The sequence below is a fragment of the Streptomyces sp. JNUCC 64 genome (genome assembly GCF_054484115.1).
Genome location: NZ_CM137015.1, coordinates 4,750,751 through 4,777,421, shown reverse-complemented (window position 1 = coordinate 4,777,421; position 26,671 = coordinate 4,750,751). Strand labels below are relative to the sequence as shown.

The 26,671-nt window shown below is 74.0% G+C and carries 24 protein-coding genes; 11 read left to right on the top strand and 13 right to left on the bottom strand.

What is annotated here, in order from left to right; all coding sequences use genetic code 11:
- Window positions 1-181: 181 nt before the first annotated feature.
- Window positions 182-826 (top strand): dihydrofolate reductase family protein, encoded by a 645-nt coding sequence (locus ACVWNX_RS19825; RefSeq protein ID WP_454408700.1) that lies wholly within the window; start codon window positions 182-184, stop codon window positions 824-826.
- Window positions 827-928: 102 nt separating this feature from the next.
- Here ACVWNX_RS19825 and ACVWNX_RS19820 read toward each other — a convergent pair whose 3' ends face one another.
- Window positions 929-1,627, bottom strand: a complete 699-nt coding sequence (locus ACVWNX_RS19820; RefSeq protein ID WP_454408698.1) for a TetR/AcrR family transcriptional regulator — start codon at window positions 1,625-1,627, stop codon at window positions 929-931.
- A gap of 98 nt (window positions 1,628-1,725) precedes the next feature.
- On the opposite strand from ACVWNX_RS19820, the gene ACVWNX_RS19815 reads away from it, so the two are divergent.
- Window positions 1,726-2,415 (top strand): DUF4386 domain-containing protein, encoded by a 690-nt coding sequence (locus ACVWNX_RS19815; RefSeq protein ID WP_454408696.1) that lies wholly within the window; start codon window positions 1,726-1,728, stop codon window positions 2,413-2,415.
- Between the two features lie 145 nt (window positions 2,416-2,560).
- Here ACVWNX_RS19815 and ACVWNX_RS19810 read toward each other — a convergent pair whose 3' ends face one another.
- Window positions 2,561-2,941, bottom strand: coding sequence for a VOC family protein (locus tag ACVWNX_RS19810; RefSeq protein ID WP_454408694.1), 381 nt, complete (start codon window positions 2,939-2,941; stop codon window positions 2,561-2,563).
- A 309-nt stretch (window positions 2,942-3,250) separates the two neighbouring features.
- On the opposite strand from ACVWNX_RS19810, the gene ACVWNX_RS19805 reads away from it, so the two are divergent.
- A complete protein-coding gene (locus tag ACVWNX_RS19805; RefSeq protein WP_454408692.1) occupies window positions 3,251-3,901 on the top strand; it encodes a DUF6518 family protein in 651 nt (216 codons plus the stop codon).
- On the opposite strand, the gene ACVWNX_RS19800 is transcribed toward ACVWNX_RS19805, so the two are convergent.
- From ACVWNX_RS19800 to ACVWNX_RS19780, 5 genes are all read right to left on the bottom strand, one after another.
- Window positions 3,876-4,727: a hypothetical protein gene (locus ACVWNX_RS19800; RefSeq protein WP_454408691.1), complete on the bottom strand. Its 852-nt coding sequence runs from the start codon at window positions 4,725-4,727 to the stop codon at window positions 3,876-3,878. The two genes, ACVWNX_RS19805 and ACVWNX_RS19800, sit on opposite strands and share 26 nt — an antisense overlap.
- A 343-nt stretch (window positions 4,728-5,070) precedes the next feature.
- Window positions 5,071-7,122, bottom strand: coding sequence for a hypothetical protein (locus ACVWNX_RS19795; protein WP_454408689.1), 2,052 nt, complete (start codon window positions 7,120-7,122; stop codon window positions 5,071-5,073).
- A 71-nt stretch (window positions 7,123-7,193) separates the two neighbouring features.
- Window positions 7,194-8,246 carry an ABC transporter substrate-binding protein gene (locus ACVWNX_RS19790; protein WP_454408688.1) on the bottom strand — a complete coding sequence of 351 codons (1,053 nt, stop codon included), beginning with the start codon at window positions 8,244-8,246 and terminating at the stop codon, window positions 7,194-7,196.
- Window positions 8,247-8,367: 121 nt separating this feature from the next.
- Window positions 8,368-9,048 carry an ABC transporter permease gene (locus tag ACVWNX_RS19785; RefSeq protein ID WP_454408686.1) on the bottom strand — a complete coding sequence of 227 codons (681 nt, stop codon included), beginning with the start codon at window positions 9,046-9,048 and terminating at the stop codon, window positions 8,368-8,370.
- Window positions 9,045-9,875 carry an ABC transporter permease gene (locus tag ACVWNX_RS19780; protein ID WP_454408684.1) on the bottom strand — a complete coding sequence of 277 codons (831 nt, stop codon included), beginning with the start codon at window positions 9,873-9,875 and terminating at the stop codon, window positions 9,045-9,047. Before ACVWNX_RS19780 ends, ACVWNX_RS19785 begins: the two co-directional genes overlap by 4 nt.
- A gap of 321 nt (window positions 9,876-10,196) precedes the next feature.
- Between ACVWNX_RS19780 and ACVWNX_RS19775 the strand changes: the two genes are divergently transcribed.
- The 6 genes from ACVWNX_RS19775 to ACVWNX_RS19750 all read left to right on the top strand — a co-directional run bounded on the left by ACVWNX_RS19775 (window position 10,197) and on the right by ACVWNX_RS19750 (window position 14,728).
- Window positions 10,197-11,411 (top strand): ABC transporter ATP-binding protein, encoded by a 1,215-nt coding sequence (locus ACVWNX_RS19775; RefSeq protein ID WP_454408682.1) that lies wholly within the window; start codon window positions 10,197-10,199, stop codon window positions 11,409-11,411.
- 114 nt (window positions 11,412-11,525) lie between these two features.
- On the top strand, window positions 11,526-12,386 hold the full coding sequence (gene folP / locus ACVWNX_RS19770; protein ID WP_454408681.1) for a dihydropteroate synthase: 861 nt from the start codon (window positions 11,526-11,528) through the stop codon (window positions 12,384-12,386).
- A complete protein-coding gene (locus ACVWNX_RS19765; protein ID WP_454408679.1) occupies window positions 12,383-12,985 on the top strand; it encodes a nuclear transport factor 2 family protein in 603 nt (200 codons plus the stop codon). Before folP ends, ACVWNX_RS19765 begins: the two co-directional genes overlap by 4 nt.
- Before the next feature lie 139 nt (window positions 12,986-13,124).
- Complete coding sequence (gene folB / locus ACVWNX_RS19760; protein WP_454408678.1) at window positions 13,125-13,484, top strand: dihydroneopterin aldolase; 360 nt, start codon at window positions 13,125-13,127, stop codon at window positions 13,482-13,484.
- Window positions 13,481-14,122 (top strand): 2-amino-4-hydroxy-6-hydroxymethyldihydropteridine diphosphokinase, encoded by a 642-nt coding sequence (gene folK, locus ACVWNX_RS19755; protein ID WP_454408676.1) that lies wholly within the window; start codon window positions 13,481-13,483, stop codon window positions 14,120-14,122. Before folB ends, folK begins: the two co-directional genes overlap by 4 nt.
- 111 nt (window positions 14,123-14,233) lie before the next feature.
- The gene (locus ACVWNX_RS19750; protein WP_454408674.1) at window positions 14,234-14,728 is read left to right on the top strand and encodes a DUF3180 domain-containing protein; all 495 of its coding nucleotides are present in this window, start codon (window positions 14,234-14,236) and stop codon (window positions 14,726-14,728) included.
- A 170-nt stretch (window positions 14,729-14,898) separates the two neighbouring features.
- On the opposite strand, the gene folE is transcribed toward ACVWNX_RS19750, so the two are convergent.
- The 6 genes from folE to dacB all read right to left on the bottom strand — a co-directional run bounded on the left by folE (window position 14,899) and on the right by dacB (window position 23,723).
- Entirely contained in the window at window positions 14,899-15,504 is a 606-nt protein-coding gene (folE, locus tag ACVWNX_RS19745) for a GTP cyclohydrolase I FolE (protein WP_454408673.1), read from the bottom strand.
- A 226-nt stretch (window positions 15,505-15,730) separates the two neighbouring features.
- Window positions 15,731-17,767, bottom strand: a complete 2,037-nt coding sequence (ftsH, locus tag ACVWNX_RS19740) for an ATP-dependent zinc metalloprotease FtsH (RefSeq protein WP_454408671.1) — start codon at window positions 17,765-17,767, stop codon at window positions 15,731-15,733.
- A gap of 265 nt (window positions 17,768-18,032) precedes the next feature.
- Window positions 18,033-18,593 (bottom strand): hypoxanthine phosphoribosyltransferase, encoded by a 561-nt coding sequence (gene hpt / locus ACVWNX_RS19735; RefSeq protein ID WP_454408669.1) that lies wholly within the window; start codon window positions 18,591-18,593, stop codon window positions 18,033-18,035.
- A 43-nt stretch (window positions 18,594-18,636) separates the two neighbouring features.
- Window positions 18,637-19,749: a tRNA lysidine(34) synthetase TilS gene (tilS, locus tag ACVWNX_RS19730; RefSeq protein ID WP_454408667.1), complete on the bottom strand. Its 1,113-nt coding sequence runs from the start codon at window positions 19,747-19,749 to the stop codon at window positions 18,637-18,639.
- A gap of 258 nt (window positions 19,750-20,007) precedes the next feature.
- Window positions 20,008-21,141, bottom strand: a complete 1,134-nt coding sequence (locus ACVWNX_RS19725; RefSeq protein ID WP_454408665.1) for a zinc-dependent metalloprotease — start codon at window positions 21,139-21,141, stop codon at window positions 20,008-20,010.
- Between the two features lie 1,025 nt (window positions 21,142-22,166).
- Window positions 22,167-23,723 carry a D-alanyl-D-alanine carboxypeptidase/D-alanyl-D-alanine endopeptidase gene (dacB, locus tag ACVWNX_RS19720; RefSeq protein ID WP_454408663.1) on the bottom strand — a complete coding sequence of 519 codons (1,557 nt, stop codon included), beginning with the start codon at window positions 23,721-23,723 and terminating at the stop codon, window positions 22,167-22,169.
- 228 nt (window positions 23,724-23,951) lie between these two features.
- Between dacB and ACVWNX_RS19715 the strand changes: the two genes are divergently transcribed.
- Together ACVWNX_RS19715 and ACVWNX_RS19710 are read left to right on the top strand one after the other, a co-directional pair.
- The gene (locus ACVWNX_RS19715) at window positions 23,952-24,443 is read left to right on the top strand and encodes an inorganic diphosphatase (RefSeq protein ID WP_454414849.1); all 492 of its coding nucleotides are present in this window, start codon (window positions 23,952-23,954) and stop codon (window positions 24,441-24,443) included.
- Window positions 24,444-25,005: 562 nt separating this feature from the next.
- Complete coding sequence (locus ACVWNX_RS19710) at window positions 25,006-26,643, top strand: threonine/serine exporter family protein (protein WP_454414848.1); 1,638 nt, start codon at window positions 25,006-25,008, stop codon at window positions 26,641-26,643.
- Window positions 26,644-26,671 lie beyond the last annotated feature (28 nt).

The window sequence follows — 26,671 nt, the reverse complement described above, 5'->3', positions numbered from 1 at the left end:
GGGTCGACCCGTTTGGTAAACAACCCCTCGCGGACCCTCGTGTCGGAACACCCCGGGCGGGACCGATGAGTTCTGCTGGCCCGGACGGTCACCCCACCGTCACCACCGACCACCACCGACCACCACCGACCACCACCGACCACCACCGTCGACCACCGGACCACCACGCGAGGACGGGCACATGACACAGCTGCTGCGGGTGCAGAACTTCACGGTCTCCAGCGACGGGATCGGCGCCGGGGAGGACCAGACGCTGGAGAGGCCGTTCGGGCACGCCGACCCGGGGCGGCTGTTCTCCTGGGCGGGGGCCACGGCGAGCTGGCCGATGCGCACCGCCCCCGGGGGCAGCCGGGGCCTGGACGACTACTTCACCCGGGACTTCAACCGGGGCATCGGGGCCGAGATCATGGGCCGCAACAAGTTCGGGCCGCAGCGCGGGCCCTGGCAGGACCACGAGTGGCAGGGCTGGTGGGGCGACGAACCCCCGTTCCACACCCCGGTGTTCGTGATGACCCACCACGAGCGCCCCTCGTTCACCCTCTCCGACACCACGTTCCACTTCGTCGGCGGGAAGCCCGCCGAGGTCCTGGAACGGGCCCGGGAGGCGGCGGACGGCCTGGACGTCCGGCTCGGCGGCGGGGTCACCACCGTCCGCGAATTCCTGGACGCGGACCTCGTCGACGCCCTGCACGTGGTGGTCGCCCCGGTGGAACTGGGCACCGGGCTACGGCTCTGGGACTCCCCCGACGAGCTGCGCGACCGGTTCCACCTGGAGGTGATCCCCAGCCCCAGCGGAGTGACGCACCACCTCTTCTGGCGGAAGTGACCGGGCGGGGACGACGGCGGGCGGGGCAGCGGGGCGCGACAGTCGGCGGGCGGCCGGGCGGGGCGCGCGTCGTGAGCCCCCGGCGACCGGCCCCCTCCCCCGTCAGCGACGGGCGCGGTCGAGGCCGTCCAGGAGCAGGTCGAGGGTGAACTCGAACTCCGTCTGACTGTCGCACCAGCCGAGCGTCGGGTCGTCGGCCTCGTGCAGCTCGGCCGACACCATGGCCGTGAGGTGCGGAAAGGCGTCGGCCATCGCGGCGAGTTCCTCCTCGGCCGCCGCATCGCCGCCGGTGCCGCAGTCGGCGTCACCGGCGGCCGGGGCCGGGCTGAACAGCTCCTGGGTGAACCCGAGCGCCATGCTGCCGAGCGCGTGCAGCGCCCGGTGGGCGAGGCGGTAGGAGAAACCGCCCCGGATCATGATCGCCAGCACCTCTTCGAAGTAGCCGTACAGCTCGACCGGGACGGCCCGTCGCGAGCCGATGAGCCCCGGGGCCCATGGGTGACGGAGCATCACCTCGCGCGCGGTCAGACACCGGCCGCGCAGCTCCGAACGCCAGTCGCCGTCCTCCCGCGCGGACCGCGCGGTCTCCGACCTGACCTCCGCGACGACGGCCTCCACCAGCCCGTCGAGCAGCCCTTCCTTGCCCGGCAGATGGTGGTAGAGCGACATCGCCTCCACTCCGAGGGAGGAGCCGAGGCGGCGCATGGTGACCGCGCCGAGACCCTCGCCGTCCGCCAGCCGCAGGGCCGCCGCCAGCACGCGCTCGCGGCTCAGGGACTTCCGCGCCGGTCTCGGGGTCACGCCCACGTACTCCTCAGATCTCCTCGGTCACACTCTTGCCGTCACCTTACAGCGTATGGTGTCCTTACGCGGTAAGGCTCCTCTCACCTGGAGATGTGATGGCTCTCGCCGCCCCCTCTGACACCGGTTCGGCCGTGCGGCCCGACCCCGTCAGCGCTCGTGTCACCGGTCTGCTCTACCTCGGTCTGGCCATCAGCGGGATGGTCAGCTTCCTGGTCATCCGCCCACGGCTCTTCGACCCGGACGACCCCGCCGCCACCCTCGCCCGGCTCCTCGACCACGAGACCCTCGCCCGGATCGGCATCGCCTCGGAACTGGTGCTCGTGGTGACGCAGGCGCTCACCGCGCTGTGGTTCTACCGGCTCTTCAGACGGGTCGACCCCTTCACCGCCGGGGCGATCGCCGTCTTCGGCACCGTCAACGCCGTGGCCATACTCGGCAGCGCGGCGTTCCTGGCCACCGCCCTGGACACCGCGCTCGACCCGGTCGGCGAGGACACCAGCCAGCTCATGTACCTCATCAGCGAGAACCTCTGGAGCGTCGGCGGCCTCTTCTTCGGCCTCTGGCTCATCCCGATGGGCCTGGTGGCCCTGCGCTCCGGCTGGACACCGCGACCGCTGGGCTGGCTCCTCGTCGCCAGTGGAGTCGGCTACCTGCTGAACACCTTCCTCACCCACCTCGCCCCGTCCGCCGAGCTGCTCGCGGAACTCGTCGTCCTGCCCGCCACGGTCGGAGAGTTCTGGATGATCGGCTGGCTGCTCTTCCGTGGTCTGCGCCGCCGTACCTGACGCGCGCACGGACCGTTCCGGGTGAGCCCCCCCCGGCGGGCCCTGGCCACGCCGGGGCCACCCTGCGGCCATGTCAGGGCGCACCAGGGCCGCGCCGGGAGCGCATCAGGGCCGCACCCGGGGCCACACCGGGGGCGCGGAGCCGTCAGAGCGGCTTGATGCGGCTCTTGAGCAGGCAGAACTCATTGCCCTCGGGGTCAGCGAGGACATGCCACTGCTCGTCGCCGGTCTGGCCGATGTCGGCCCGGCGCGCCCCGAGCTTGAGGAGGCGTTCGAGTTCGGCGTCCTGGTCCCGGTCGGTGGGGTTGACGTCGATGTGCAGCCGCGACTTCCCCGGCTCCGGCTCGGCCCTGACGCTGAAGAAGAGCGTCGGCTGCGAACCGCCGAACCCGTCGCGCGCCCCGATCTCGACGCTGCCGTCGTCCTCGCGACCGAGCACGACGAAGTCCAGGACCTCGCACCAGAACCGCGCCAGCGCTTCGGCGTCGCGACAACCGAAGACGAGTTCACCGATACGACAGGCCATGGACGGAACCTTCTCTCCTGAGGGGACTACCAGGGCGACCACGCGAAACCCCCGGGCTTCCCTCGCAGGGGACGCGCGGGGGAACGCGATCGATCGAGACCGTACCGGGTGAAACGAGCGGGTACGACACGTTTTCCGGGGCGCCGCCGCCTCGCCCGGCCGGACAGCCGGACGGGGACCACGGGCCGCCCGGCGCGGCGGGCGGCGGGGCGGCCGGGAACCGCGTCACGCAGGGCGGACGACCGTCGCCCGCCTGGAACCCTCCCGCGCTATACACCGAGCGTATACATCGCATGTATAGTCCTGGCCATGGCTACTGTGACCGCATCCCGTGGCGACGCCACCACCACCGCCACCGTCACCGTCCTCGCCGCGACCGTCGCCTTCGGACTGCTGCTCGGCTGGGCGACGTACGGCCTGCACGGAACGACACCCGTGGTGGACCGGATGACCAACTCGACGTCCACCTGGATCATCTGGACGGCCGTGGCCGGTGCGCTGATCCGTGACCGACGGCTCGCCGTCTGGGGCGGGGCGTTGATGATGCTCGCCACCTGCGGCGGTTACTACGCGGCGTCCGCTCTCGGCGACGACTTCGGGAGCGGAGCGCTCGGAACCGCCGCCGTGTGGTCGGTGGCGGGGCTGGTCGGAGGGCCCCTGCTGGGATGGGCGGGGTGGACGGTACGACGAGGACGGGGCGACCTGCGGCCGATAGCCGGGGCGGTCATCGCGATGGTGGTGCTGGGCGAGGCGGGCTGGCTGGGGCTGGGGCTCCGCTACTGGGGAGAAGCGGTCGCCTTCCTGACCGTCGGCGTGCTGCTGACCGCCTTCCTGACCGTCTACCTGGCACGCACCGGGGCCCGCCGGTACTGGCTGTGCGCCGTGCTCGCTCCCGTGGGCGGCCTCGTCTTCTACCTCGCCGAGCGGACCATCCTCAACGCCCTGCTCGACTCGGTGTGACCCCTAGGCCGTCTCTTACGGACTGGGCCGGGGACGCCAGCGAGGCGGTCACCACGGTCCGCTCCGCGAGCCCGGCCGCCCGCGCCCCGTCGCCGACGACCTCGGCCAGCCACACGGCCGCGTCCACCGACCACTCCGGCACCCGGCAGACGAACCGCAGCACGCCCCGCTCGCGGCGCTTGTCGTACCCGTGCCCGCCGTCCACGTCCGCCAGCCCGGACAGGTCGACCGGCCCGCCGACCGCCCCGGCCCCGCCGAGGTCCCCGAGCCGCTCCCCGACGGCGTCGCGCACCGCCGCCTCCTTCCCCGGCAGCCCCGGCCCGGCGGCGAGGGTGACGCTCACGGGAACCGAGACGGACGGATCGGTGAGGGCGAACCACTCCCGCATCGCCCGGAAGTCGTCGGAGGCGTCACCGGCCAGCTCCCCCAGCGGGAGGACGGCGTGCAGCCCGGTGAACCGGACGTGCCCGATCCGGTGCACCGCGTCCGACAGGACGCGCGCCAGGTGGAGGAGCGGCAGACGCGGCTCCCGGACGTCGTCCGGGATCTCCGCCGACATCCACGCCAGCTCCCGGACCCGGCCGTCGGGCGTCCAGTCCCCGCCCGCCAGGGCGTCGGCCCAGCGCCCCGGATCCTGGACGATCCGGGCCTCGCCCCACTCCCGGTGCGCGTAGGTCCAGCCCCCCGTGGAGTACCAGCCGTACGCCTCCGCCCGGCGCATGGCGAGGCCGTACAGTTCGCCGCCGTGGTCGTCGGACGTGAGGTGCGACGCCCACGGATGCCGGTCGAGCACCCCGTGCAGGGCGACGAGCGTCTCGTAGTACACGCGATGACCTTTCCGCACGCGCCGATCGGACGCGTGACCGTGACCGGCGTCCGTAACCGGTGTCCGTGACCGGTGTCCGTCGGCGGGACCCCGGGCCGGGAAGTCCGGCCCGGGGCGGGACGGCCAGGCCGTCCTTACGGACCAGACGCTGCGGAACAGCGACTTCGTCTCAGTGCTCACCGCCCCGCCCGTTCGCTCAACTGTTTTGATCCGCAGGCGGGTTCGGAGCTGAAGGGGCACCAGGTGGGACGGACCGTCCACCGCGTCGGGGAGCCCGTGTGACGGGCCCGGAAACGCGACGGCTCCCCGGGCGGAACCGGGGAGCCGTGGTGTTCCAGGAGCCTCAGGCGCGCAGCGCCGAGCGCAGGCCCTCCATGTCGATCGGCTCGGTCTCGTCGTGCGCGGTCAGGTCGACGACCTGCCCGACGCCCCGCTCGGCGTCGCCGGACGCCTTGAACTCCGCCTCGGACTCGGCCTTGTGCAGGGCCAGCGCCTCCTCGCCGACGACATCGGCGAGGTCCTCGTTCTGCACGGCCTCCAGCGCGGCGCGCGCGGGGGCGCTCTTGTTGCCGAAGAAGTCGAAGCCGCCCTGCGGGGGCCGGGGCCTCCGCACGATGGGCCTCGGGACGACGGTGGCCGCGCGGGGCGCACCGTGCTGAGCGGGCACGGCGGCCCGGGCGGGAGCCCCAGCGGCCGGGGCCGGAGCGCCAGCGGCCGGGCCGGGAGCCCCAGCGGCCGGGGTGGTGGCGGGTGCCGCCGCCTGGGCGGGAGCCGGAGCCGGGGCGGGAGCCGCCGGGGCGGGCGCTGCTGTCGGTGCGGGCGCGGCCGATGCCGATGCGGGCGCGGAAGCCGGTGCGGGCGCGGGTGTTGCCGCCGGTGCGGACGTGGGAGCCGGTGCGGACGCCGCCGGTGTGTTCGCGGGCGCCACTGCCGAGGCGGGTGCGGGCGTCGCCGGTGCCGGGGCGGGCGTGGGAGCCGGTACGGACGCCGCCGGTGCCGGTACGTGCGCCGCCGTCGGCGCCGGTACGGGCGCCGTCTGCGCGGTGACAGCGGCGTTGACGGGCACGGTTCCGGCCCGCTCATGGCCGCCATCGGCGACCGGGGGCTTCACCGGCGCGTTCCCGGGGGCGGCGGCCGGGACCGGCGCCCCGCCCCGCTGGGGCCTGGCCTGAGCCTGACCCTGGGTCCGGGCCTGAGCCTGGGGCTGCCCCTGGGGACGGGCCTGCTTGGGCGGAACCGTGACCGGGGCCTGCTTGACCGGGGCGGGGAGCTGCTTGACCTCGGCGGCCTTCGCCGGGGCCGCCTTCACCGGGGCGGTGGCGGCCGGAACCGTGGCGGCCGGGGCAGGCGCAGCAAGCGCAGGAGACGGCGTGGCGGACGACGGGGTGCCGTCAGCCACGGAGTCCTCGGAAGCGGTGACGTCCTCGGACCCCACCGCGTCCCCGGAACCCGCAGCGCCCTCCGACCCGTCGTCGGCCTTCTCGGTACCGTCCGTGCTCTCCGTGCTCTCCGTGCCGTCGACCGCACCGCCCTTGTCCGCCGGACCCTCCGGACCGGTGGCCGCCGGACCGGCGACGGACCGACCACCGGCGGACGTACCCGTCTCGGACCGACCGGCGACGGACGAACCAGTGGCGGACGAACCAGTCGTGGACGGACCAGTCGTGGACGGACCAGCGGCGGACGGACCGTCGCCGGACGGACCGGTGGTCGCCGGACCAGCGGTCGCCGGACCGGCGACGGGCGGGCGGACGAGGCCCTTGAGCGCGTCGTTCGCCCTCGCGTACAGCTCCTCCGTCGCGACCGGCGCGAGCTCCGGCGCGCCCCCGGTCCCGATGACCTTCGCCGTGCCCGCCATCGCCCTGGTGGCCGCCCTCGGAGGCGCCGTGACGGCCGGGATGGACATGGACGAGGCGGCCGGGGCGGACGGAGCGGCCGGGACGGCGCCCATCGCCAGCTTGCGGCGGCCCTCCAGCGCGCTGGCCCGCTGGGTCTCGGCGGTGGCGTACCGGCGCAGCAGCTCGGCGTGTTCGTTGCGCAGCGCGGCGAGTTCGGCGCGCTTGGCGCGCAGGCGCCGTTCCAGCTTGCCGCGCACCGCCCGCGCCGACTCCAGGTCGCCCTCCAGCTCGGCCACGCGTTCCTCGAAGCGCCATTCGTCACCCGCGCGGGCGCGCGACAGGTCCGCGACCTGCTTGCCCGCCGCCCGGTCCCAGCTCCGCATCACGACCGAGCCCGCGACGGCCGCCGCGGCGGCTCCCGCCGCGAGCCCGCGCAACACCGCGGTGTCGGAGAGGAACAGGGCGCCGACAGCGCACAGGACGGAGGCTCCGGCGACCACCGTGGGAGGGAGGAGCCGGTGCAGGGGTGGGGAATGGCGGTGGCGTCCACGAGGCATAGCGAGAAACTTACCGCGCGTGGGGGAATGTTGCCGACCCGCCCGCACGAAATCGTGGCGCCACCCGCCCTTTACTTCTTGAGCAACCCCTTCGACTCCAGATAGTCCTTCGCCACATCGGCCTCCTTCTGGCGCTCGGCGTCGACCTTGCGGTTGAGTTCCACAAGATCATCCGTGGTCAGCGTGTCGGTCAACTTCCCGAGCGCGTCGGCTATGTCGGCGTCCCCGGCGTCCTTGGCGTTGACCACCGGAAGGACGTTGTCGGCGTTCTGGAGCTTCTTGTCGTCCTTGAGGAGGACGAGGTCGAAGCTCTTCAGGGTGGCGTCGGTGGTGGTGGTCAGGACCAGTTGGGCGGATCCGTTCTTGACGGCCTGCTTGGACTGGACGGTGCCCACGCCCTTGGGGTCCACCCCGGCGACGTCGATGCCGTAGACCTTCTTGAGGCCGGGTGCGCAGAAGGGCCGCTTCTCGCATTCGTCCCCGGCCGCGATCGTGACCTTCTCGCCGCTCTTCCCGAGATCCGAAAGAGACGTGAGCCCGTGTTTCTCCGCGAATTCGGCGCTCACGGCGAAGGCGTTCTGGTCGACGGCCTTCCCGGCGGGCAGGACCTTCAGACCGCGCGGTTCGGCGAGCTTCTTCAACTCGGCGACGGTCGCGTCGACATCGCTGGACGCCACCGGCTCGGCGTCCGGCCCGTTTTTGTCCACGTTGAGGAATTCGGCGAGCGTCGCGGCGTATTCGGGGACGACGTCGATCGTGCCCTTCTCCAGCGCGGGTTCGTAGATCTCGCGGTTCTCGACGGTCTTCACGGACGCTTCGTATCCGGCGTCGTCGAGGATCTGCTTGTAGAGCTGGGCGAGAACCTTCGCCTCGGTGAATCCGGCGGCTCCGACGACCAGGGAGCCCTTGTCCCCGTCCTTTCCGCCATCGCCCTCCAGGCTGTCGCCGCCGCACGCGGACAGCCCCGCCGTCAACGCGGTGACGGCCAGCGCGGCGAGGGCCGTCCGCGCTGTTCGGCGGGGTGTTCGACGCCGGGGGGACCCCGTGGCGGAGGGTGTGCCGGAGGCGGCCGACCCGGTGGGGCTGGGGTCGCGGATTCCGTCGTGGTGGGTGCTGGTGTTCATGTCGACCGTCCTTTTCGCTTTCGCGTTCGCGGGGTTCGGGGTTCTCGGGGTGTTCGGGCGAGGGGACCGGAAGGCGGCTCGTTTCCCGTTCGCAACGGGGCGCGGGGCCGGAGGGGGCCGCTCAACGGGCCGGGCGGGTCCGGCCGCGCATCGGGTCGCACAGCCGCCCGGCGAGCACCAGCACGCCTTCCACGAGCAGGGCGAGCACCGCCACCAGGAAGGCGCCCGCGACGACCTGCGGGGTGTCCTGGAGGCTGAACCCGGCGGTGATGATCCGTCCGAGGCCGCCCTCCCCGGCCATGGCGGCGAGCGTCGCCGTCGCCACGATCTGGACGGCCGCCGACCGTATCCCGGCGGTCACCATCGGATAGGCCAGCGGGAGTTCCACCCGGGCGAAGAGCTGGCGGCCGCTCATCCCCATGCCCCGGGCCGCCTCCACCACGGACCGGTCCACCTCCCGGACGCCCAGGTAGGCGTTGGTGAGCAGCGGCGGCACCGCGAACAGCACCAGGGCGATCAGGGTCGGCGCGTCCCCGTGGGTGCCCAGCGGGGTGAGGGTGAGCAGCACCAGCACGGCCAGGGTGGGGACGGCGCGGCCCACGTTGGCGAGGTTGACGGCGAGGGCGCCGCCCTTGCCGAGGTGGCCCAGCCAGAGGCCGAGCGGCAGCGCCAGCGCGCAACTGGCCAGCAGACAGACGCCGCTGAAGTAGAGGTGTTCCGCGAGACGGCGCCAGACGCCGCGCTCGCCCTGCCAGTGGGCGGCGGTCGTCAGCCATTCGTACGCCCCGGTGATCGCGTTCACGCCGCCCCGACCGCCTTCCCGGTGCCGGTTCCGGCACCGGCCTCCGTACCGCCGCTCCCGGTTCCGGTGCCGCTCCCGGTACCGGAGGGACGGCTCCCCGTGGTCGCGCCGCCGGCACCCGGGGCACGCCGTCCGCCGCGCGGGGCCCCGGCGGCCCGGTCCGCCCGGCGGGTCCACGGGGTGAGCAGCCGTTGCGCGCCGAGCAGCAGCAGATCGGCGGCGAGCGCCAGCAGCACGCACAGCGTCGAGGCGGTGAGGACCTGGGCCTTGAAGCTGGTGTCGAGGCCGTCGAGGATCAGTCCGCCCAGCCCGCCGTACCCGACGATGGCGCCGACCGTGGTGAGCGCCACCGTGGCCACCGTGGCGATCCGGACGCCCGCGAGCAGCGCGGGCAGCGCCAGCGGCAGTTCGACCTCCCACAGCGCCCGCACGGGCCCGTAGCCCATGCCCCGGGCGGCCTCCCGGACCTCCTCGGGGACGGCCTCCAGGCCCATCAGGACGTTGCGGACGAGGATCGTGAGGGAGTACAGCACCAGTCCGGTGACGACGAGCGCCGCCGACAGCCCGAAGAAGGGCAGCAGCAGCGAGAACATCGCCAGCGAGGGGACCGCGTAGAGCACCGTGGTGACCGCGAGGACCGGGGCGGCCAGCGCCTTCCAGCGGTGCGCGAGCAGGGCCAGCGGCACCGCCACGGCGGTCCCGATCAGCACCGACACGGCGGTGATCGCGAGGTGTTCGACCGTCGCGTCCACCAACTCCGGCGCCCGGGAGCGCAGGTACTCCCCGCAGATCCAGTCGTTCGTCACCAGACAGCCGCGCGCGCTCATCCGGCTCCCGCCCCCTCCCCCGTGTCGCTTCCCGGCCGTTCCGGCCGCCTCCGGCCGTCCCCGGCCGCCCCTGTCCGTTCTCCGGCCGTCTCCCCGGCGGACGTTCCCGCCCGGCCCGGCCGTCCGGTCCGTCCCCTTCCGCGGCCCGGCCCGTCCCCTTCCGTCCCGTTCCCCGCCCGAAGATCCTCGAACGTGCGTCTGTCACCCTTGGGTACCCGGTCGCACGGACGACCCTAACCCCGGCCACTGACATCCGGCGGATCGCGCCATACCGACGCAACATTCCGGCCACACCGCACCACACCGACCCGAGGGGGACCCATGATCCGGTTCGAGAACGCGGGCAAGCGCTACGCCGACGGCACGGTCGCCGTGGACGACCTGTCGTTCGAGGTCGCGGCGGGCGAACTAGTCACCCTGGTGGGCCCGTCGGGCTGCGGCAAGACCACCACCATGAAGATGGTGAACCGGCTGGTCGAGCCGACGTCCGGGCGGGTCCTGCTGGACGGCGCGGACGTCGCCGACGGGGACCCGGTGGAGCTGCGGCGCCGCATCGGGTACGTCATCCAGCAGGTGGGCCTCTTCCCGCACCGCACGGTCCTCGACAACACGGCGACCGTCCCGCACCTGCTGGGCGTGCGGAAGGCGAAGGCCCGGGAGCGCGCCGCCGAACTGCTGGAACTGGTGGGCCTGGACCCGGCCACGCACGGCGACCGCTACCCGGACCAGCTCTCCGGCGGACAGCGGCAACGCGTGGGCGTGGCGCGCGCGCTGGCCGCCGATCCGCCGGTGCTGCTGATGGACGAGCCGTTCGGGGCGGTGGACCCGGTGGTCCGCGAGCGCCTCCAGGCGGAGTTCCTGCGGCTCCAGCGCACCCTGCGCAAGACCGTGCTGTTCGTCACCCACGACCTGGAGGAGGCCGTCGGGCTCGGGGACCGGATCGCCGTCTTCGGACAGGGCCGTCTGGAACAGCTCGACACCCCGGCGGCGGTGCTGGGCGCCCCCGCGAACCCCTACGTGGCCGACTTCGTGGGCGCCGACCGGGGGCTGCGGCGGCTGTCGGTGACCCCGGTCGAGGAGGGCGACCTGGAGCGCCCCCCGGTGGTGCGGCTGGACGATCCGCTGCCCCGGGAGCTGGACGCGCCCTGGGCGGTCGTCCTGGACGGGGACGGCGTCCTGCACGGCTGGATATCCGCCGGGCACGCGCGCGGGGGCTCCGGAACGGTCCGCGAACACGTCCGCCGGATGGACGCCTGGCTGCCGGTGGGCGCCTCCCTGAAGCGCGCGTTCGCGACGATGCTCCAGCACGACGCGGGGTGGATCGCCGTCCTGGAGGAGGACGGCGCGGGCGCGGACGGCGGGACCACCGGCGGCACGGCGTCCAGGAACGGCGGGGCGGGCCGCCCCGGCCGCTTCCTGGGGGTGCTCACCCCGGCCCGGCTGCACGAGGCGCTGCGGCGGTCCACGGCCGCCGAGCCGCTGGCGGTGGACCGGGCGTCCGTGGCGGTCGAGACGGTCCCCGGCCCCGGGCGCTGACCGGCCACCGGCCCGGACGGCGCCCCGTCCGTCCGCGCGGGTCCGTCACCCAACGCCCCGGATCGTCACCCGTCCGGGGGAACGGCACCGCCCGGGCGGGCCTACGCTGGAAACATGAAGCACCTCCAGGACCGCGGACGGGTCGCCGGACTGCCCGACTGGGACCGCTGCGCGGTCATGGGCGTCGTCAACGTCACCCCCGACTCCTTCTCCGACGGGGGCCGGTGGTTCGACACCACGACCGCCGTCAAACACGGCCTCGACCTGATCGCCCGGGGCGCCGACCTCGTCGACGTCGGCGGCGAGTCCACCCGCCCCGGGGCGGCACGGGTCGACGAGGACGAGGAACTGCGCCGGGTCGTCCCCGTGGTGCGCCAGCTGGTCGCAGAGGGCGCCACGGTCTCCGTGGACACCATGCGCGCCTCCGTCGCCGAGGCGGCGCTCACCGCGGGCGCCGCGCTCGTCAACGACGTCAGCGGCGGACTCGCGGACCCCGCGATGGTCCCCGTGGTCGCCGCCGCGGGCGCCCCCTTCGTGGTGATGCACTGGCGCGGCTTCCTGGAGGGCCCCGCCGTCCGGGGCGTCTACGCCGACGTGGTCACCGAGGTGGTGGACGAACTGCGCGCGCGGGTGGACGCCGTCCTGGCCGGGGGCATCGCCCCGGACCGGATCGTCGTCGACCCGGGCCTCGGCTTCTCCAAGGACGCCGACCACGACCTGGCGCTGCTCGCCCGCCTCGACCGGCTGCGCGCCCTCGGCCACCCGGTGCTGGTCGCCGCCTCCCGCAAGCGCTTCCTCGGCCGGGTCCTCGCCGGGGACGGCGGCGCCCCGCCGCCCGCCCGGGAACGGGACGCCGCGACGGCCGCCGTCTCCGCGATCGCCGCGCACACCGGCGCCTGGGCCGTCCGGGTCCACGAGGTGCACGCCAGCGCCGACGCCGTCCGGGTGGCCCGCGCCGTCGAGGGCGCGCGATGAGCCCCACCAGGAACCTCGGCGCCGCGGGAGCGCCCGAGGGCCCCCGCCGTCCCGACGGCTCCCGCCCCGACGCCCCCACCCCGGCCGAACGGGCGCGCCGGGAGCGGGACGAGGTCGAACGCGTCCACGCGGGCTACTACGAGGCGCTGGAGAACGGCGACTTCGGCGCCCTGTCCGACCTCTGGCTCGACGAGCGGGACCTGGCCGGACCGGCGCCCGTCATCACCTGCGTCCATCCGGGGTGGCCGCTGCTCAGCGGACGCGGCGAGGTGCTGCGGTCCTACGCGCTGATCCTGGCGAACACCTCGTACATCCAGTTCTTCCTCACCGACGTCGAGGTCTCCGTGCACGGCGGCACCGCCCTGGTGACCTGCACGGAGAACATCCTCAGCGGCGGCCCCGACCCGGACGGCGACGGTCCCGGCCCCCTCGTCGGGGAGCTGGCGGTCGCCACCAACCTGTTCCTGCGCACCCCGCAGGGCTGGCGGCTCTGGTCGCACCACGCCTCGCCGGTGCTGGCGGAGGGCGGCGGGGGAGCCGACGGCGCCCCCGACGAGGACGGCGACCCGGCCGGCGAACCGGGCGGGTCACCCGCCTGACCCCGGCGGCAGCGGCGGACGGGGGCCTCGCGCACCCCGCGACCGGGGAGTGTCGGCGGGCCCGGGTAGCCTCGATCGAGGCCACCGCGGCCGGGCCCCCGGGGCACCGGCCGCAGCAACCGACGACTGGAGGATGGGCGTGGATCGTGTCGCACTGCGCGGCCTGAGGGCCCGGGGACACCACGGGGTGTTCCCCCGCGAACGCGAGGAGGGCCAGACCTTCCTGGTGGACGTCGTCCTGGGCCTCGACACCCGCCCGGCGGCGGCCGGCGACGACCTGGAGAAGACCGTCCACTACGGCATCGTCGCCGAGGAGGTCGTCGCCATCGTCGAGGGCGAGCCGGTCAACCTGGTCGAGACGCTCGCCGAGCGCATCGCCACCGCCTGTCTGCGCCACGAGGCCGTCCAGGAGGTCGAGGTGTGCGTCCACAAGCCGGACGCGCCGATCACCGTCCCGTTCGACGACGTCACCGTCACCATCACCCGGAGCCGCGGATGACCTCCCGTCCCGAGGAGTCCCGCGCCGACGCGTCCCGTCCCGGCGGGGCCGGGCCCGATCCCACGGTCCAGCCGGTGCCCGCCGAGGTCACCGAGCGGGTCGACGCCGCCGACACCACCCTCAGCAACCCCCGGCTCGCGGTGCTCTCCCTCGGCGGCAACCTGGGCAACCGGCTGGAGAACCTCCAGGGGGCCGTGGACGCCCTGGAGGACACCCCCGGGCTGCGGGTCACCGCCGTCTCCCCCGTCTACGAGACGGAGCCCTGGGGCGTCGAGCCCGGCTCCCAGCCCTCGTACTTCAACGCCGTCGCCGTCGTGCGGACCACCCTGCCGCCCGACTCGCTGCTGGAGCGGGCCCAGGCCGTGGAGGAGGCGTTCGAGCGGGTCCGCGAGGAGCGCTGGGGCCCGCGCACCCTCGACGTCGACATCGTCGCCTACGCCGACACCGTCTCCGACGACCCCCGGCTCACCCTCCCCCACCCCCGCGCCCACCAGCGCGCCTTCGTCCTGGTGCCCTGGCACGACGTGGACCCCGCCGCCGAGCTGCCCGGGCACGGGACGGTCGCGGCGCTGCTCGCGGAGGTCCCCCGGGAGGGCGTCACCCTCCGCGCCGACCTGGAACTCCGGCTGCCCGAGTAGTCGTTAAGGTCGGACAGAAGCGCCACGCGCCGGGCGGCCCGACGACCGCCCGGCCCGGCGCGCCGGACACCGGAGCGACGCCCGCCCCGACCGCCGTACCGAAGGGACGACGTGAATCAGCTGCGCATCAGGACCCTGCTCGGTCTCTTCCTCGGAGCCGGAGTGGTGTCCTGGGCGGGAGCCCGCCTCTGGGACTCCATCGGCACCCTGCCCGGTGTGCCGCTGGCCGCGCCCATCGTGCTCGCGGCCATCGCGGTGGTCCTCACCGCCACCGCCCTGTCCCTGCGCTCCCGGCTGCGCGCCCAGCGCGACCGGGAGCCCGGGGCGAAGGGCGTCGATCCGCTGATGGCCGCCCGGGCCCTGGTCTTCGGACAGGCCAGCGCGCTGGTCGCGGCCCTGATCTCCGGGGTGTACGGCGGCGTCGGGGTCTTCCTGCTGGGCTCCCTGGACGTCCCCGCCCGGCGCGACCAGGCCGTCTACGCCGGGTTCTCCGTCGCCGCCGGGATCGCGGTGATAGCGGCCGCGCTGTTCCTGGAGCGGATCTGCAAGCTCCCCGAGGACGACGACACCCCGCACCCGCCGGGCACCGAGGCGCGCGGCGTCTGACCCACGGCGCGACGCGCCACCCGTACGACACGACCGTGCGGCGGACCCGGGAAGGGCCCGCCGCACGGTCGTCCCGCCCTCAGCGGGTCGGCTCGGAGGAGCGGCGTCCCGGCGTATCGACCGGAACAGCCGAAGCAGCCGAAGCGAACGGATCAGCCGGAACGAACCGATCAGCGCGCCAGGATCAGGCTCATCGCCTCGGCGCGGGTGGTGGCGTTCCGCAGATGGCCGCGGACGGCGGAGGTCGTCGTCTTGGCGCCCGGCTTGCGGATGCCCCGCACCGACATGCACATGTGCTCGGCCTCGATCACCACGATCGCGCCCCGGGCCTCCAGGATGCGCATCAGGGAGTCCGCGACCTGGGTGGTCAGCCGCTCCTGCACCTGGGGGCGGCGGGCGTAGACCTCGACCAGCCGGGCCAGCTTCGACAGCCCGGTGATCTTGCCGGACTCGGCGGGGATGTACCCGATGTGGGCGACCCCGTGGAACGGCAGCAGATGGTGCTCGCAGAGGCTGACGATCTCGATGTCCTTCACCAGGACCATCTCGTCGTGCCCCAGGTCGAACGTGGTCGTCAGCACGTCCTCGGGCCGCTGCCGCAGCCCCGCCAGGATCTCCTTGTAGGCGCGGGCGACCCGGGCCGGGGTGTCCCGCAGGCCCTCGCGGTCCGGGTCCTCCCCGACGGCGAGCAGCAGCTCCCGGACGGCGGCCTCGGCGCGCTTCGCGTCGAACTCGCCTATCGTGCCCTCGCCGTCCAGCGTCACCGGGTCGGTCATGGTCTGCCTCGTTCCTTAGCCGTACGGACGTGTCAGCCGTACCGACGTGTACATGCGGGTACGTGCGAGGCACACGGATATGCCGCGCCCCCCAAGACTAACGAGAGGAGCGCGGCGCGCATTCCGTGACCGGAGCCACCCCGGCCCGCCCCGGAAACGGCCGTGACCGGGGCCGATGGGCCCCGGTCACGGGTCGAACGGGTGGGCGCGTCGGCGCCCGGAACCGTCAGCTGTCGGCGGCGCCGTCCTCGCGGGGCGAGGGGGCCTCCACCGGGGCGGCCGGGGCCGCGTCCTTCTTGGTGGTCAGCGACGGGGTCGCCGCGCCGTTCGTCAGCGACAGCTCCTTGGGGGAGAGCACCGGCGGACGCGTCGAGGGCGTGCGCCGCGAGGAGCCCGTCCACGCCGGACGCGCCGGACGCTTGACGATGGTGGCGAAGACCTCGGCGATCTCCTCCTTGCCCAGGGTCTCCTTCTCCAGCAGCTGGAGCACCAGGTTGTCGAGGATGTCGCGGTTCTCGACCAGGATCTCCCAGGCCTCGTTGTGCGCGTTCTCGATGAGCTTCTTGACCTCTTCGTCGACGAGCGCGGCGACCTCTTCCGAGTAGTCGCGCTGGTGCGCCATCTCCCGGCCGAGGAACGGCTCGGTGTTGTCGCCGCCGAACTTGATCGCGCCGAGCCGCTCGGTCATGCCGTACTGCGTGACCATCGCGCGGGCGGTGGTCGTGGCCTTCTCGATGTCGTTCGCGGCGCCGGTCGTCGGGTCGTGGAAGACCAGCTCCTCCGCCGCGCGCCCGCCCAGCATGTACGCGAGCTGGTCGAGCATCTCGTTGCGCGTGGTGGAGTACTTGTCCTCCTCGGGGAGGACCATGGTGTAGCCGAGGGCCCGGCCCCGGGACAGGATCGTGATCTTGTGGACCGGGTCGGAGTTCGGGGAGGCCGCCGCGACCAGGGCGTGTCCGCCCTCGTGGTACGCGGTGATCTTCTTCTCCTTGTCCGACATGATCCGGGTCCGCTTCTGCGGGCCCGCCACGACGCGGTCGATGGCCTCGTCCAGCATGTGGTTGTCGATCAGCTTCTTGTCGCTGCGCGCGGTGAGCAGGGCGGCCTCGTTGAGGACGTTGCTCAGGTCCGCGCCGGTGAAGCCGGGGGTGCGGCGGGCGACGGCGGCGAGGTCGACGTCCGGCGCGACGGGCTTGCCCTTCTGGTGGACCTTGAGGATCTCCAGACGGCCCTGCATGTCGGGGCGGTCGACGGCGATCTGCCGGTCGAAGCGGCCCGGACGCAGCAGCGCCGGGTCCAGGATGTCGGGCCGGTTGGTGGCGGCGATCAGGATGACGCCGCCCTTCACGTCGAAGCCGTCCATCTCCACCAGGAGCTGGTTCAGCGTCTGCTCGCGCTCGTCGTGGCCGCCGCCGAGACCGGCGCCGCGGTGCCTGCCGACCGCGTCGATCTCGTCGACGAAGACGATCGCCGGGGCGTTCGCCTTGGCCTGCTCGAAGAGGTCGCGCACCCGGGAGGCGCCGACGCCGACGAACATCTCGACGAAGTCGGAACCGGAGATCGAGTAGAACGGCACCCCGGCCTCGCCCGCGACGGCGCGCGCCAGGAGCGTCTTGCCCGTTCCGGGGGGACCGTAGAGCAGCACGCCCTTGGGGATCTTGGCGCCGACGGCCTGGAACTTCGCGGGCTCCTGGAGGAACTCCTTGATCTCGTGGAGCTCCTCGACGGCCTCGTCGGAACCGGCCACGTCGGCGAAGGTCGTCTTCGGGGTGTCCTTGGTGATGAGCTTGGCCTTCGACTTCCCGAAGTTCATCACCCGGGAGCCGCCGCCCTGCATCTGGTTCATCAGGAACAGGAAGACCACGACGATCAGGACGAAGGGCAGCAGGGAGAGCAGGATGCCGACGAAGGGGTTGTCCTTCGAGGGCGAGACGGTGTAGCCGTCGGGGATCTGCTTGTCCTGGTACTTGGCCTGGAGGTCGGCGGCGAGGTCGGCGCCCTGGTCACCGATGTAGCTGGCCTGGACCTTGGTCTGGCCCTCGACCTTCTGGCCGTCCTTCAGGGTGATCTTGATCGTCTGGGAGTTGCCCGTGGTGAGCTGGGCAGACTTCACCTGGTTGTTGCTGATGGCCTGGATGACCTGGCCGGTGTCCACCGTCTTGTAGCCGCCGGACGAGCCGACGACCTGCATCAACACGACCACGGCGAGGACGGCCAGCACGATCCACATCACGGGCCCACGGAAGTATCGCTTCACGTCCATCCATACGGAGCGGTGCCGCCCCGTCCCTCCTGCCATAGTGAGTTTGATAAAGACTGTTCTTCGGACGGTACCCCAGCATTGTCACCCGAAGCCGCAGCGTGCTGGTGCCAAATCCCCGGCGTTACCGCCTCCGTTTGCTCCAACGGCGGGAACGCCCCGGGGGTTCCCGGGGCTTCGCCCGTACGGTCCCGGGGCGGGGCCCCGGCACCGTACGGGGACGGGCGTCCGGCCCCGGGCGGACCCGGGGGACGGCTCCCGTCGCGGGTCAGCCGCCGTAGACGTGGGGCGCGAGCGTCCCCACGAACGGCAGGTTGCGGTACTTCTCCGCGTAGTCGAGGCCGTAGCCCACGACGAACTCGTTGGGGATGTCGAAGCCGACCCACTCGACGTCGATCGCGACCTTCGCGGCCTCCGGCTTGCGCAGCAGCGTGCACACCTTGAGGGACGCGGGCTCGCGGGAGCCGAGGTTGGAGATCAGCCAGGACAGGGTCAGTCCGGAGTCGATGATGTCCTCGACGATCAGGACGTGCTTGCCCTTGATGTCGGTGTCGAGGTCCTTGAGGATGCGCACCACCCCGGAGGACTGGGTGCCCGCGCCGTACGAGGACACCGCCATCCAGTCCATCGTGACGGGGGTGGACAGCGCGCGCGCCAGGTCCGCCATCACCATCACGGCGCCCTTGAGGACGCCGACGATGAGAAGGTCCTTGCCCGCGTACTCCGCGTCGATCTTCGCGGCCAGCTCCGCCAGCTTCGCGTCGATCTCTTCCTTGGTGATGAGCACCGACTGGAGGTCGGTGCCCATGTCTTTCGCGTCCACCCGCATCACTTTCGGTCGTCCGGGCCACCGGGCCCGTGCGGGTCCCGGCTCAGCTCTGCCGGATCACCAGTCTGCCACCCTGGCGCTGGGCCACGACCCGGCCGGGCAGATTGATGGCCCCCTGCCCCCGCCAACCGGTGATCAGCCGGTCGACCTCCTCGATGTGCCGGGCGAAGAGCGAACCCGCGGGAGCGCCCGCGTCGATGGCCGCGCGCCGCAGCACCCGGCGGCGCACCGCGGGCGGCAGCGCGTACAGCTTGGCGCACTCCAGGAGTCCGGCCGGGTCGCGGACCGCGCTGTCGGCGCGGGCGGCCCAGGCGTCCAGGGCGTCGGCGTCGTCGCGGGAGAGCTGGGCCGTCCGGGCGAGGGCCTCGACGACGCCCTTGCCGAGCGCCTTCTCCAGCGCGGGCAGCCCCTCGTGGCGCAGCCGGGAGCGGGTGTAGGCGGGGTCGGTGTTGTGGGGGTCGTCCCACACCGGAAGGTGCTGGACGAGGCACGCCTTGCGGGCGGTCTGCCGGTCGAGGGCGAGGAACGGGCGACGGTAGCGGCCGTCCTCGCCGGAGACGGCGGCCATCCCGGACAGCGAGCGGATGCCGGAGCCCCGGGCGAGGCCCAGCAGCACCGTCTCGGCCTGGTCGTCGCGGGTGTGGCCGAGCAGGACGGCGGCGGCGCCGTGGCGCTCGGCGGCGGCGTCCAGGGCGGCGTAGCGGGCGTCCCGGGCGGCGGCCTCGGGGCCGCCCTCCCGGCCGACGGTCACGCTGACGGACTCGACGGGGTCGAGGCCGAGGGCGGTGAGCCGGGCGGCCACCTCGGCGGCCCGGGCGGTGGAGCCGGGCTGGAGCCCGTGGTCGACGGTGACGGCGCCCGCGCGGACCCCGAGCCGGGGGGCCTCGAAGGCGAGCGCGGAGGCGAGCGCCATGGAGTCGGCGCCGCCGGAGCAGGCGACCAGGACCAGGAGGGGGGGCGCTTCGGCGCCCGGGGAGGGCGTGAGCGCGGGAGCAGGCCCGGGCGCGGGGGTCGTCCGGGGGGCGCCCGGCGCGCGCTGGGGGGCGCGGGGCGGGGGCGTACTGGCCGGGGGGCGCGGATCGTGTTCGGTGAGCAGGTCGTGGAGGACGCGGCGGACCGCCAGGCGTATCGCCGCGACCGCAGGATGGGGACCCATGTCCGGTTCCCTTCGTGAAAAGTTCGGGGGGCGGGGAGCGCCCGTCCCGGGGGTCCGGGGGCGCGCCCGTGATCGTGGTGCCGTTCGGGCCCCTGACGACCGGGACGGGTCGCTGTCGCGCCGCGCACCCGGTCACTCAGGGTGTGTCGATGGTGACAGAGCCGAGTCGTTCCCCGAGCATTGCACGCCTGTCCGGGACCCACGGTCCCTCGGACGGGTGATTGCGAGGGCGTCGCCCTGCCGTCGCCCGCCCGGGGTTCACGCCTCCGCCCTGCCGTGCACCCGGGCGATCCAGTCCGCCGGTTTACCGATCTCCGCCTTGGTGGGCAGGGTGTTCGGGGAGGTCCACGCACGGTTGAAGCCGTCCATCCCGACCTCCTCCACCACCGCGCGCACGAAGCGTTCGCCGTCGCGGTACTGACGCAGCTTGGCGTCGAGGCCCAGCAACTTGCGCAGCGCCTGGTCCAGTCGGGAGGCGCCCTTGGCCCGGCGCTGCTGGAACTTCTCCCGGATCTCCGCCACCGACGGCACCACGGCCGGGCCGACCCCGTCCATCACGTAGTCGGCGTGGCCCTCCAGCAGCGACATCACCGCCGTCAGCCGTCCCAGCACCTCGCGCTGCGCCGGGGTCTGCACCAGTTCGACGAGCGAGCGCCCGCCGTCGTTCTCCTCGCCCTCCGGGCGGCCCCCGGCGAGCGACTGCGCCGCCTCCCTGATCCGCTCCAGGAACGTCATCGGGTCGACGTCGGTCTCCGCCAGGAACGTCTGGATCTCGCCCTCCAGATGGTCCCGCAGCCAGGGGACGGCGGTGAACTGGGTGCGGTGGGTCTCCTCGTGGAGGCAGACCCAGAGCCGGAAGTCGCGCGGGTTCACGTCCAGCTCGCGCTCCACGTGGACGATGTTCGGCGCGACCAGCAGCAGTCGGCCGCCGCCGTTCGCCCCGGCAGGGAGGTCCCGGGTGGCGGGGGCGAAGGTCTCGTACTGGCCGAGCACCCGGGAGGAGAGGAAGGACAGCAGCATCCCCAGCTCCACGCCGGTGACCTTGCCGCCGACGGCGCCCAGTACGGCACCGCCCGGGGTGCCGCCCCGGCGGTCCTGCATCTTCTCCAGCAGGGGCTTGAGGATCTCGCGGAACCCGGCGACGTTCGCCCGGACCCAGCCCGGGCGGTCCACCACCAGGACGGGGGTGTCGTGCCCGGCCGGGGCGTCGGGGTCGCCCATCCGGGTGTAGCCCCGGACGTGCTCCTCCGACGCCTTGGCGTGCGCGCGGAGTTCCGCGACGATCGCCCGGGCCTCGTCGCGGGTGACCTCGGGGCCCGGCCTCACCAGGCGGGTCGCGGTCGCCACCGCGAGGTTCCAGTCGACCATCTCCGCACCACCGATGCTCGTCATGCGTCAACCGTACGGGAACGGGGCGGGGTCCCGTGCGGGTGCGCCCTGGCCGTTCACGCCGTTCCCCGCGCCCCTTCCGGGTGCGCGTCCTGGCCGGGGGGCGCTGTCCTGCGCGGGTGCGCTGTGGGTACTCGCGCAGTTCCCCGCGCCCCTATTGGGTGCGTCCCGGCTGGGGAGCGTTGTCCTGTGCGGGTGCGCTGTGGTTGTTCGCGCAGTTCCCCGCGCCCCTGATCGGGTGCGTCCTGGCTGGGGGGCGTTGTTCCGCGCGGGTGCGTTGGGGTCCTTCGCGCAGTTCCCCGCGCCCCTATCGGGCACGTCCCGGCTGGGGGGGGCGTTGTCCTGTGCGGGTGCGCTGTGGTTGTTCGCGCAGTTCCCCGCGCCCCTGATCGGGTGCGCCCTGGCTGGGGGACGTTGTTCCGCGCGGGTGCGTTGGGGGCTTCCGGCGGGCTCGGGTCGTGGTCAGTTGCTCGCGCCGTTCCCCGCGCCCCTGACGGGGCGGCCTTGGCGCTCGTCGGGGGCGCCATAGGGGCGCGGGGAACTGCGCGAGCGGCCCGCCACGGTCCGCGGCCGACAACGGCGACGCGGGAGCGAACCCGTCCCAGCCAGAGCGCACCGTCAGGGGCGCGGGGAACTGCGCGGGTGGCCACGGCGGGCCCGCAGCCGAAGACGAACCGTAGGAGGCAGCCCCGGAAGGGGCGCGAGGAACGGCGCGGACAACCACAGCGCACCCGCACGGGACAACGCACCCTGGGCTGGACGCACCCGGATAGGGGCGCGGGGAACTGCGCGAACAACCACAGCGCACCCGCACGGGACAACGCTCCCTGGCCGGGACGCACCCGATCAGGGGCGCGGGGAACTGCGCGAAGGGCCACAGCGCACCCGCGCAGGGCAGCGCACCCCGGCCTGGACGCACCCGGAAGGGGCGCGGGGAACTGTGCGAGCACCCCGGCGGACCCGGGCGGTGCGGCCGGGGTGCGGGGCGAGGGCCTCAGGGGGCCCGGTGGAGCGGGGCGCCGGAGGGGTCAGGCGCAGCCGCAGGCGGCGAGCGTCGCGGCCATGCGGTCGAGGCGCCCCTGGGCCACCGCGGGGTCCGTCGGCGGGCCGTCCGACAGGAACGCGAACGCGAGCAGCCGCCCGTCCCGGTCGACGACGGTCCCGGCGAGCGCGTGGACCCCCGTCAACGTGCCGGTCTTGGCCCGGACGAACCCCGTGGCCGCCTCGCCGGAACCGGAGGAGTAACGATTTCTCAGGGTTCCGGTGAACCCGGCGACCGGCAGCCCGGTGAGGGCCGGCCTCAGCGCCGGACGGTCCGCCCGCGCGGCGGCGGCGAGCAGCGCGGTGAGCGTCGCGGGCGGCAACCGGTCGGCCCGGTCCAGCCCGCTGCCGTCGGCGAACCGCGCCCCGCCCAGCGGCACCCCCACCTCGCCCAGCCGCCGCTTCACCGCGGCCTCCGCGCCCCGGAAGCCCGCGTCCTCCCCGGACGCCAGCGCCACCTGCCGCGCCAGCGCCTCCGCGAGGTCGTTGTCGCTGTGCGTCAGCATCCGCTCCACCAGGACGCCCACCGGCGGGGAGCTGACGGCGGCCACCTCCCGGGCGGCCGGTGCGGCCTTCGTCCCGCCGGGCGCGCCGACCACCTCGACGCCCCGGTCGGCGAGCAGTCCGGCGAACCGGTCGGCGGCGTCCCGGGCGGGCCGCTCGGAGCGGGGCGCGGGTCCGCTGGAGGAACCGTCGAGGCGGCCCTCGTCCACCATCAGGGCGGTGACGGTCGCGATGTTGTCGTTGCGCCCGATGGGGTGAACCGGGGGCCCTGAGTAGAGGGAGGTGTCGTACCCGAGCCGCACCTTCCGGTCGCCGCTCCGCTCCAGCGCCGCGGCGGTGCGCTTCGCGAGGTCGCGCAGCGAGGCGTTGCCCCGGGCGTCCTTCCGGGCGGTGAGGGTGGGGTCGCCGCCGCCGACCAGGACGAGGCGGGCGGGCTTCCCCCCGGAGGCGGGTTCGAGGACGGTCCGGGTGGTGATCTGGTGGCCGGGGCCGGGCGCGGTCAGCGCGGCGACGGCGGTGGCGACCTTGGTGGTGGAGGCGGGCGTCAGGGCCTTGCCGGGGTCGTGCCCCCAGAGCCGTTCGCCGGTCGCCACGTCCACCACGGAGACCCCGGTACGGGTTCCGGGAGGCGCCTCGGCGACCAGCGGCCCCAACCGCTCGCCGAGGGCCGCGCCGCGCGGCGGCGCCTTCGCGGTCCCGGTGGTGCCCAGCGCGTCGAGGACCGCAGGGGCGTGCGGCGCCTTTCCGGGCGCCCGGGCGCCCGCGCCCCCTCCCGGGGCTTCGTGATGTGCGCCACCCCCGTCCCGGAGGGCGGCGGCCCGCTCGCGTTCGGCCCTACGCTGGCCCGATGCGTCCCAGGGGCCCGCGACGGCCAGGGACCCGGCCGCCAGCGCCAGACCGGTCACCGCGGCCACCGCCGTGACCTGCCAGGTCCTGAGGCCCACCGGCCGCAGCGCGCGCAGTCCGGCGAGCGCTGCCTTCCGGCGCTCCGCGAGTCCCCCGGTGAACGGCGACGACTCCGGCTCCGGCAGCTCAGGCACGACCGACCAGCCCCTTTCGCGATCACACACTTGCGTGAGGGACACTTAATCACTGCGTCTCGCCGGGGGTACGACTCCCGGTGGACCCCGCCCGCCATCCGGGCGGGGACGGGGGGCCGTACGGCGGTAGCCGACCCGGGGCGCCACCGTGCGGGACCACCTCCGGGTGATCCGCGCGGGCGATGCGGCGTACACCCACAATATGTGCTGATCATGGAGGAGCCACCGGTGGAGTTCGACGTCACGATCGAGATTCCCAAGGGTTCGCGCAACAAGTACGAGGTGGACCACGAGACCGGGCGCATCCGTCTCGACCGTCGGCTTTTCACGTCGACGAGCTACCCGGCGGACTACGGGTTCGTGGAGAACACGCTCGGCGAGGACGGCGACCCGCTGGACGCCCTCGTCATCCTGGACGAGCCGACCTTCCCGGGCTGCCTGATCCGCTGCCGCGCGATCGGCATGTTCCGGATGACCGACGAGGCGGGCGGCGACGACAAGCTGCTCTGCGTCCCCGCGTCGGACCCGCGCGTGGAGCACCTGCGGGACATCCACCACGTCTCCGAGTTCGACCGCCTGGAGATCCAGCACTTCTTCGAGGTCTACAAGGACCTGGAGCCGGGCAAGTCGGTCGAGGGCGCCGACTGGGTGGGCCGCACCGACGCCGAGGCCGAGATCGAGCGTTCCTACACGCGCTTCAAGGAGCAGGGCGGCCACTGACGGCCCCACCCGCTCGTCAGCGGGCCGTGCGCTCCCGGACATCCGGGGCGCACGGCCCGTTTCGGTGTGGGCACGCATACTGAGCGTGGGGACGACCCCCGGCGCCCGCCGGGTCTCGCGCGCCCCTGTCGTGGGTACGCGCCCCCCGACGCGGTACGGACCCCGGGCCCCGGGCACACCTCCGGCCCGCGATGGGACGGGAGTGACGGGTGGGGCGGTCACCGAGCAGACGGAACGGGGCAGGGCCAGCAGGACCAGCAAGACCTGTAGGGCGGGTAGGGCCGGGTAGGCGGATGGGAAGGGCGGCGGGGAACGGCGCCGAGCGGAGAGGGGCACGGTGAGCGAGCGGAGCACCCCGGGCGGGCACGACGCCCCGGAACCGGTGCGGCCGGACGACGCCGCGCCCGTACCCGACGGCTCCGGAACCGTGCCGGAGGACGGCTCCGGGCCCGTTCCCGGCCACACCGGACCCGAACCCGTACCGGACGGACCCGAACCCGTACCGGACGGCTCAGGGCCTCTACCGGACGGCTCCGGCCCCCTGCCCGGCTACACCGCGCCCGTGCCCGTCGACGCCAAGCCGGTGTCCGACGAGGCGCACAGCGCCTTCAGCGCGCCGCCCGGGCTCGCGGCGCCCCCGGCGGGGGACGAGGACTCCCAGACGACGTCCGAGTTCGCGGTCCCGGAGGGCGTGCCCGAGCCGCCCGCCGCCGGAGAACCGGAGGGCTCGGCGTTCAGTCCGCCGCGCACGTACAGCGCCCGCAGCGCGCCGCCCGCCTTCACCCCCGCCGGGGGGACGCCCCGGACCGAGCTGTCCGAGGTCCCCTGGCAGGACCGGATGCGGACCATGCTGCGGATGCCGGTCACCGAGCGGCCCGCGCCGGAGGCGGTGCAGCGCCACGAGGACGACGCCGGACCCGCCGTGCCCCGAGTGCTCGACCTGACCCTGCGCATCGGGGAACTGCTGCTGGCGGGCGGCGAGGGCGCCGAGGACGTGGAGGCCGCGATGTTCGCGGTCTGCCACGCGTACGGGCTCGACCGCTGCGAGCCGACCGTCACGTTCACCCTGCTGTCCATCTCGCACCAGCCCTCGCTGGTGGAGGACCCGGTGACGGCGTCCCGCACGGTCCGCAGGCGCGGCACCGACTACACCCGGCTGGCCGCCGTGTACCGGCTGGTCGACGACATCAACGACCCCGGGCACGAGGTGTCCCTGGAAGAGGCGTACCGACGGCTCGCGGAGATCCGCCGCAACCGCCACCCGTACCCCGGGTGGGTGCTGACGGCCGCCAGCGGACTGCTCGCGGGCGCGGCGTCGGTGCTGGTCGGCGGCGATCTGATCGTGTTCGTGGCGGCGGCGGTCGGCGCGATGCTCGGGGACCGGCTGGCCTGGCTGTGCGCGGGGCGCGGGCTGCCGGAGTTCTACCAGTTCATCGTCGCGGCGACGCCGCCCGCCGCGATCGGGGTGGCGCTGACCCTGGCCCACGCGGACGTCCGGGCCTCGGCGGTGATCACCGGCGGGCTGTTCGCGCTGCTGCCCGGACGGGCGCTGGTCGCGGGCGTCCAGGACGGGCTGACCGGCTTCTACATCACGGCGGCGGCCCGGCTGCTGGAGGTCATGTACTTCTTCGTCGGCATCGTCACGGGCGTGCTGCTGGTCCTGTACTTCGGGGTGCGGCTGGGCGCCGAGCTGAACCCGGACGCGGCGCTGCTCGTCATCGAGCGGCCGCTGTGGCAGACCCTGGCGTCCATGACGCTGACGCTGGCGTTCGCCGTGCTGTTGCAGCAGGAGCGGTCGACCGTGCTCGCGGTGACGCTCAACGGGGGCGTCGCCTGGGTGACGTACGGGGCGCTGCACTACGCGGGCGGGCTCTCCCCGGTGGCGTCCACGGCGGTCGCGGCGGGGCTGGTGGGGCTCTTCGGACAGTTGCTGTCGCGGTACCGGTACGCCTCGGCGCTGCCGTACGTGACGGCCGCGATCGGACCGCTGCTGCCGGGTTCCGCGACCTACTTCGGGCTGCTGGGCATCGCGCAGAACGAGCTGGACGCGGGGCTGGTGTCGCTCACCAAGGCGGCGGCGCTGGCCATCGCCATCGCCATCGGGGTGAACCTCGGCTCGGAGGTGTCCCGGCTGTTCCTGCGGGTGCCGGGGGCGGCGTCGGGACGGCGCCGGGCCGCCAAGCGGACCCGGGGGTTCTAGGCCGCCTCTTGAGAGGCGGCCCGGGCCC

Excerpts from the sequence above, each read along its gene's own strand:
- ACVWNX_RS19825 (WP_454408700.1), top strand. The coding sequence starts at position 182 with ATGACACAGCTGCTGCGGGTGCAGAACTTCACGGTCTCCAGCGACGGG.
- ACVWNX_RS19815 (WP_454408696.1), top strand. The coding sequence starts at position 1,726 with ATGGCTCTCGCCGCCCCCTCTGACACCGGTTCGGCCGTGCGGCCCGAC.
- ACVWNX_RS19810 (WP_454408694.1), bottom strand. The coding sequence starts at position 2,941 with ATGGCCTGTCGTATCGGTGAACTCGTCTTCGGTTGTCGCGACGCCGAA.
- ACVWNX_RS19805 (WP_454408692.1), top strand. The coding sequence starts at position 3,251 with ATGGCTACTGTGACCGCATCCCGTGGCGACGCCACCACCACCGCCACC.
- ACVWNX_RS19795 (WP_454408689.1), bottom strand. The coding sequence starts at position 7,122 with ATGCCTCGTGGACGCCACCGCCATTCCCCACCCCTGCACCGGCTCCTC.
- ACVWNX_RS19790 (WP_454408688.1), bottom strand. The coding sequence starts at position 8,246 with ATGAACACCAGCACCCACCACGACGGAATCCGCGACCCCAGCCCCACC.
- ACVWNX_RS19780 (WP_454408684.1), bottom strand. The coding sequence starts at position 9,875 with ATGAGCGCGCGCGGCTGTCTGGTGACGAACGACTGGATCTGCGGGGAG.
- ACVWNX_RS19775 (WP_454408682.1), top strand. The coding sequence starts at position 10,197 with ATGATCCGGTTCGAGAACGCGGGCAAGCGCTACGCCGACGGCACGGTC.
- folP (WP_454408681.1), top strand. The coding sequence starts at position 11,526 with ATGAAGCACCTCCAGGACCGCGGACGGGTCGCCGGACTGCCCGACTGG.
- ACVWNX_RS19765 (WP_454408679.1), top strand. The coding sequence starts at position 12,383 with ATGAGCCCCACCAGGAACCTCGGCGCCGCGGGAGCGCCCGAGGGCCCC.
- folK (WP_454408676.1), top strand. The coding sequence starts at position 13,481 with ATGACCTCCCGTCCCGAGGAGTCCCGCGCCGACGCGTCCCGTCCCGGC.
- folE (WP_454408673.1), bottom strand. The coding sequence starts at position 15,504 with ATGACCGACCCGGTGACGCTGGACGGCGAGGGCACGATAGGCGAGTTC.
- ftsH (WP_454408671.1), bottom strand. The coding sequence starts at position 17,767 with ATGGACGTGAAGCGATACTTCCGTGGGCCCGTGATGTGGATCGTGCTG.
- hpt (WP_454408669.1), bottom strand. The coding sequence starts at position 18,593 with ATGCGGGTGGACGCGAAAGACATGGGCACCGACCTCCAGTCGGTGCTC.
- tilS (WP_454408667.1), bottom strand. The coding sequence starts at position 19,749 with ATGGGTCCCCATCCTGCGGTCGCGGCGATACGCCTGGCGGTCCGCCGC.
- ACVWNX_RS19725 (WP_454408665.1), bottom strand. The coding sequence starts at position 21,141 with ATGACGAGCATCGGTGGTGCGGAGATGGTCGACTGGAACCTCGCGGTG.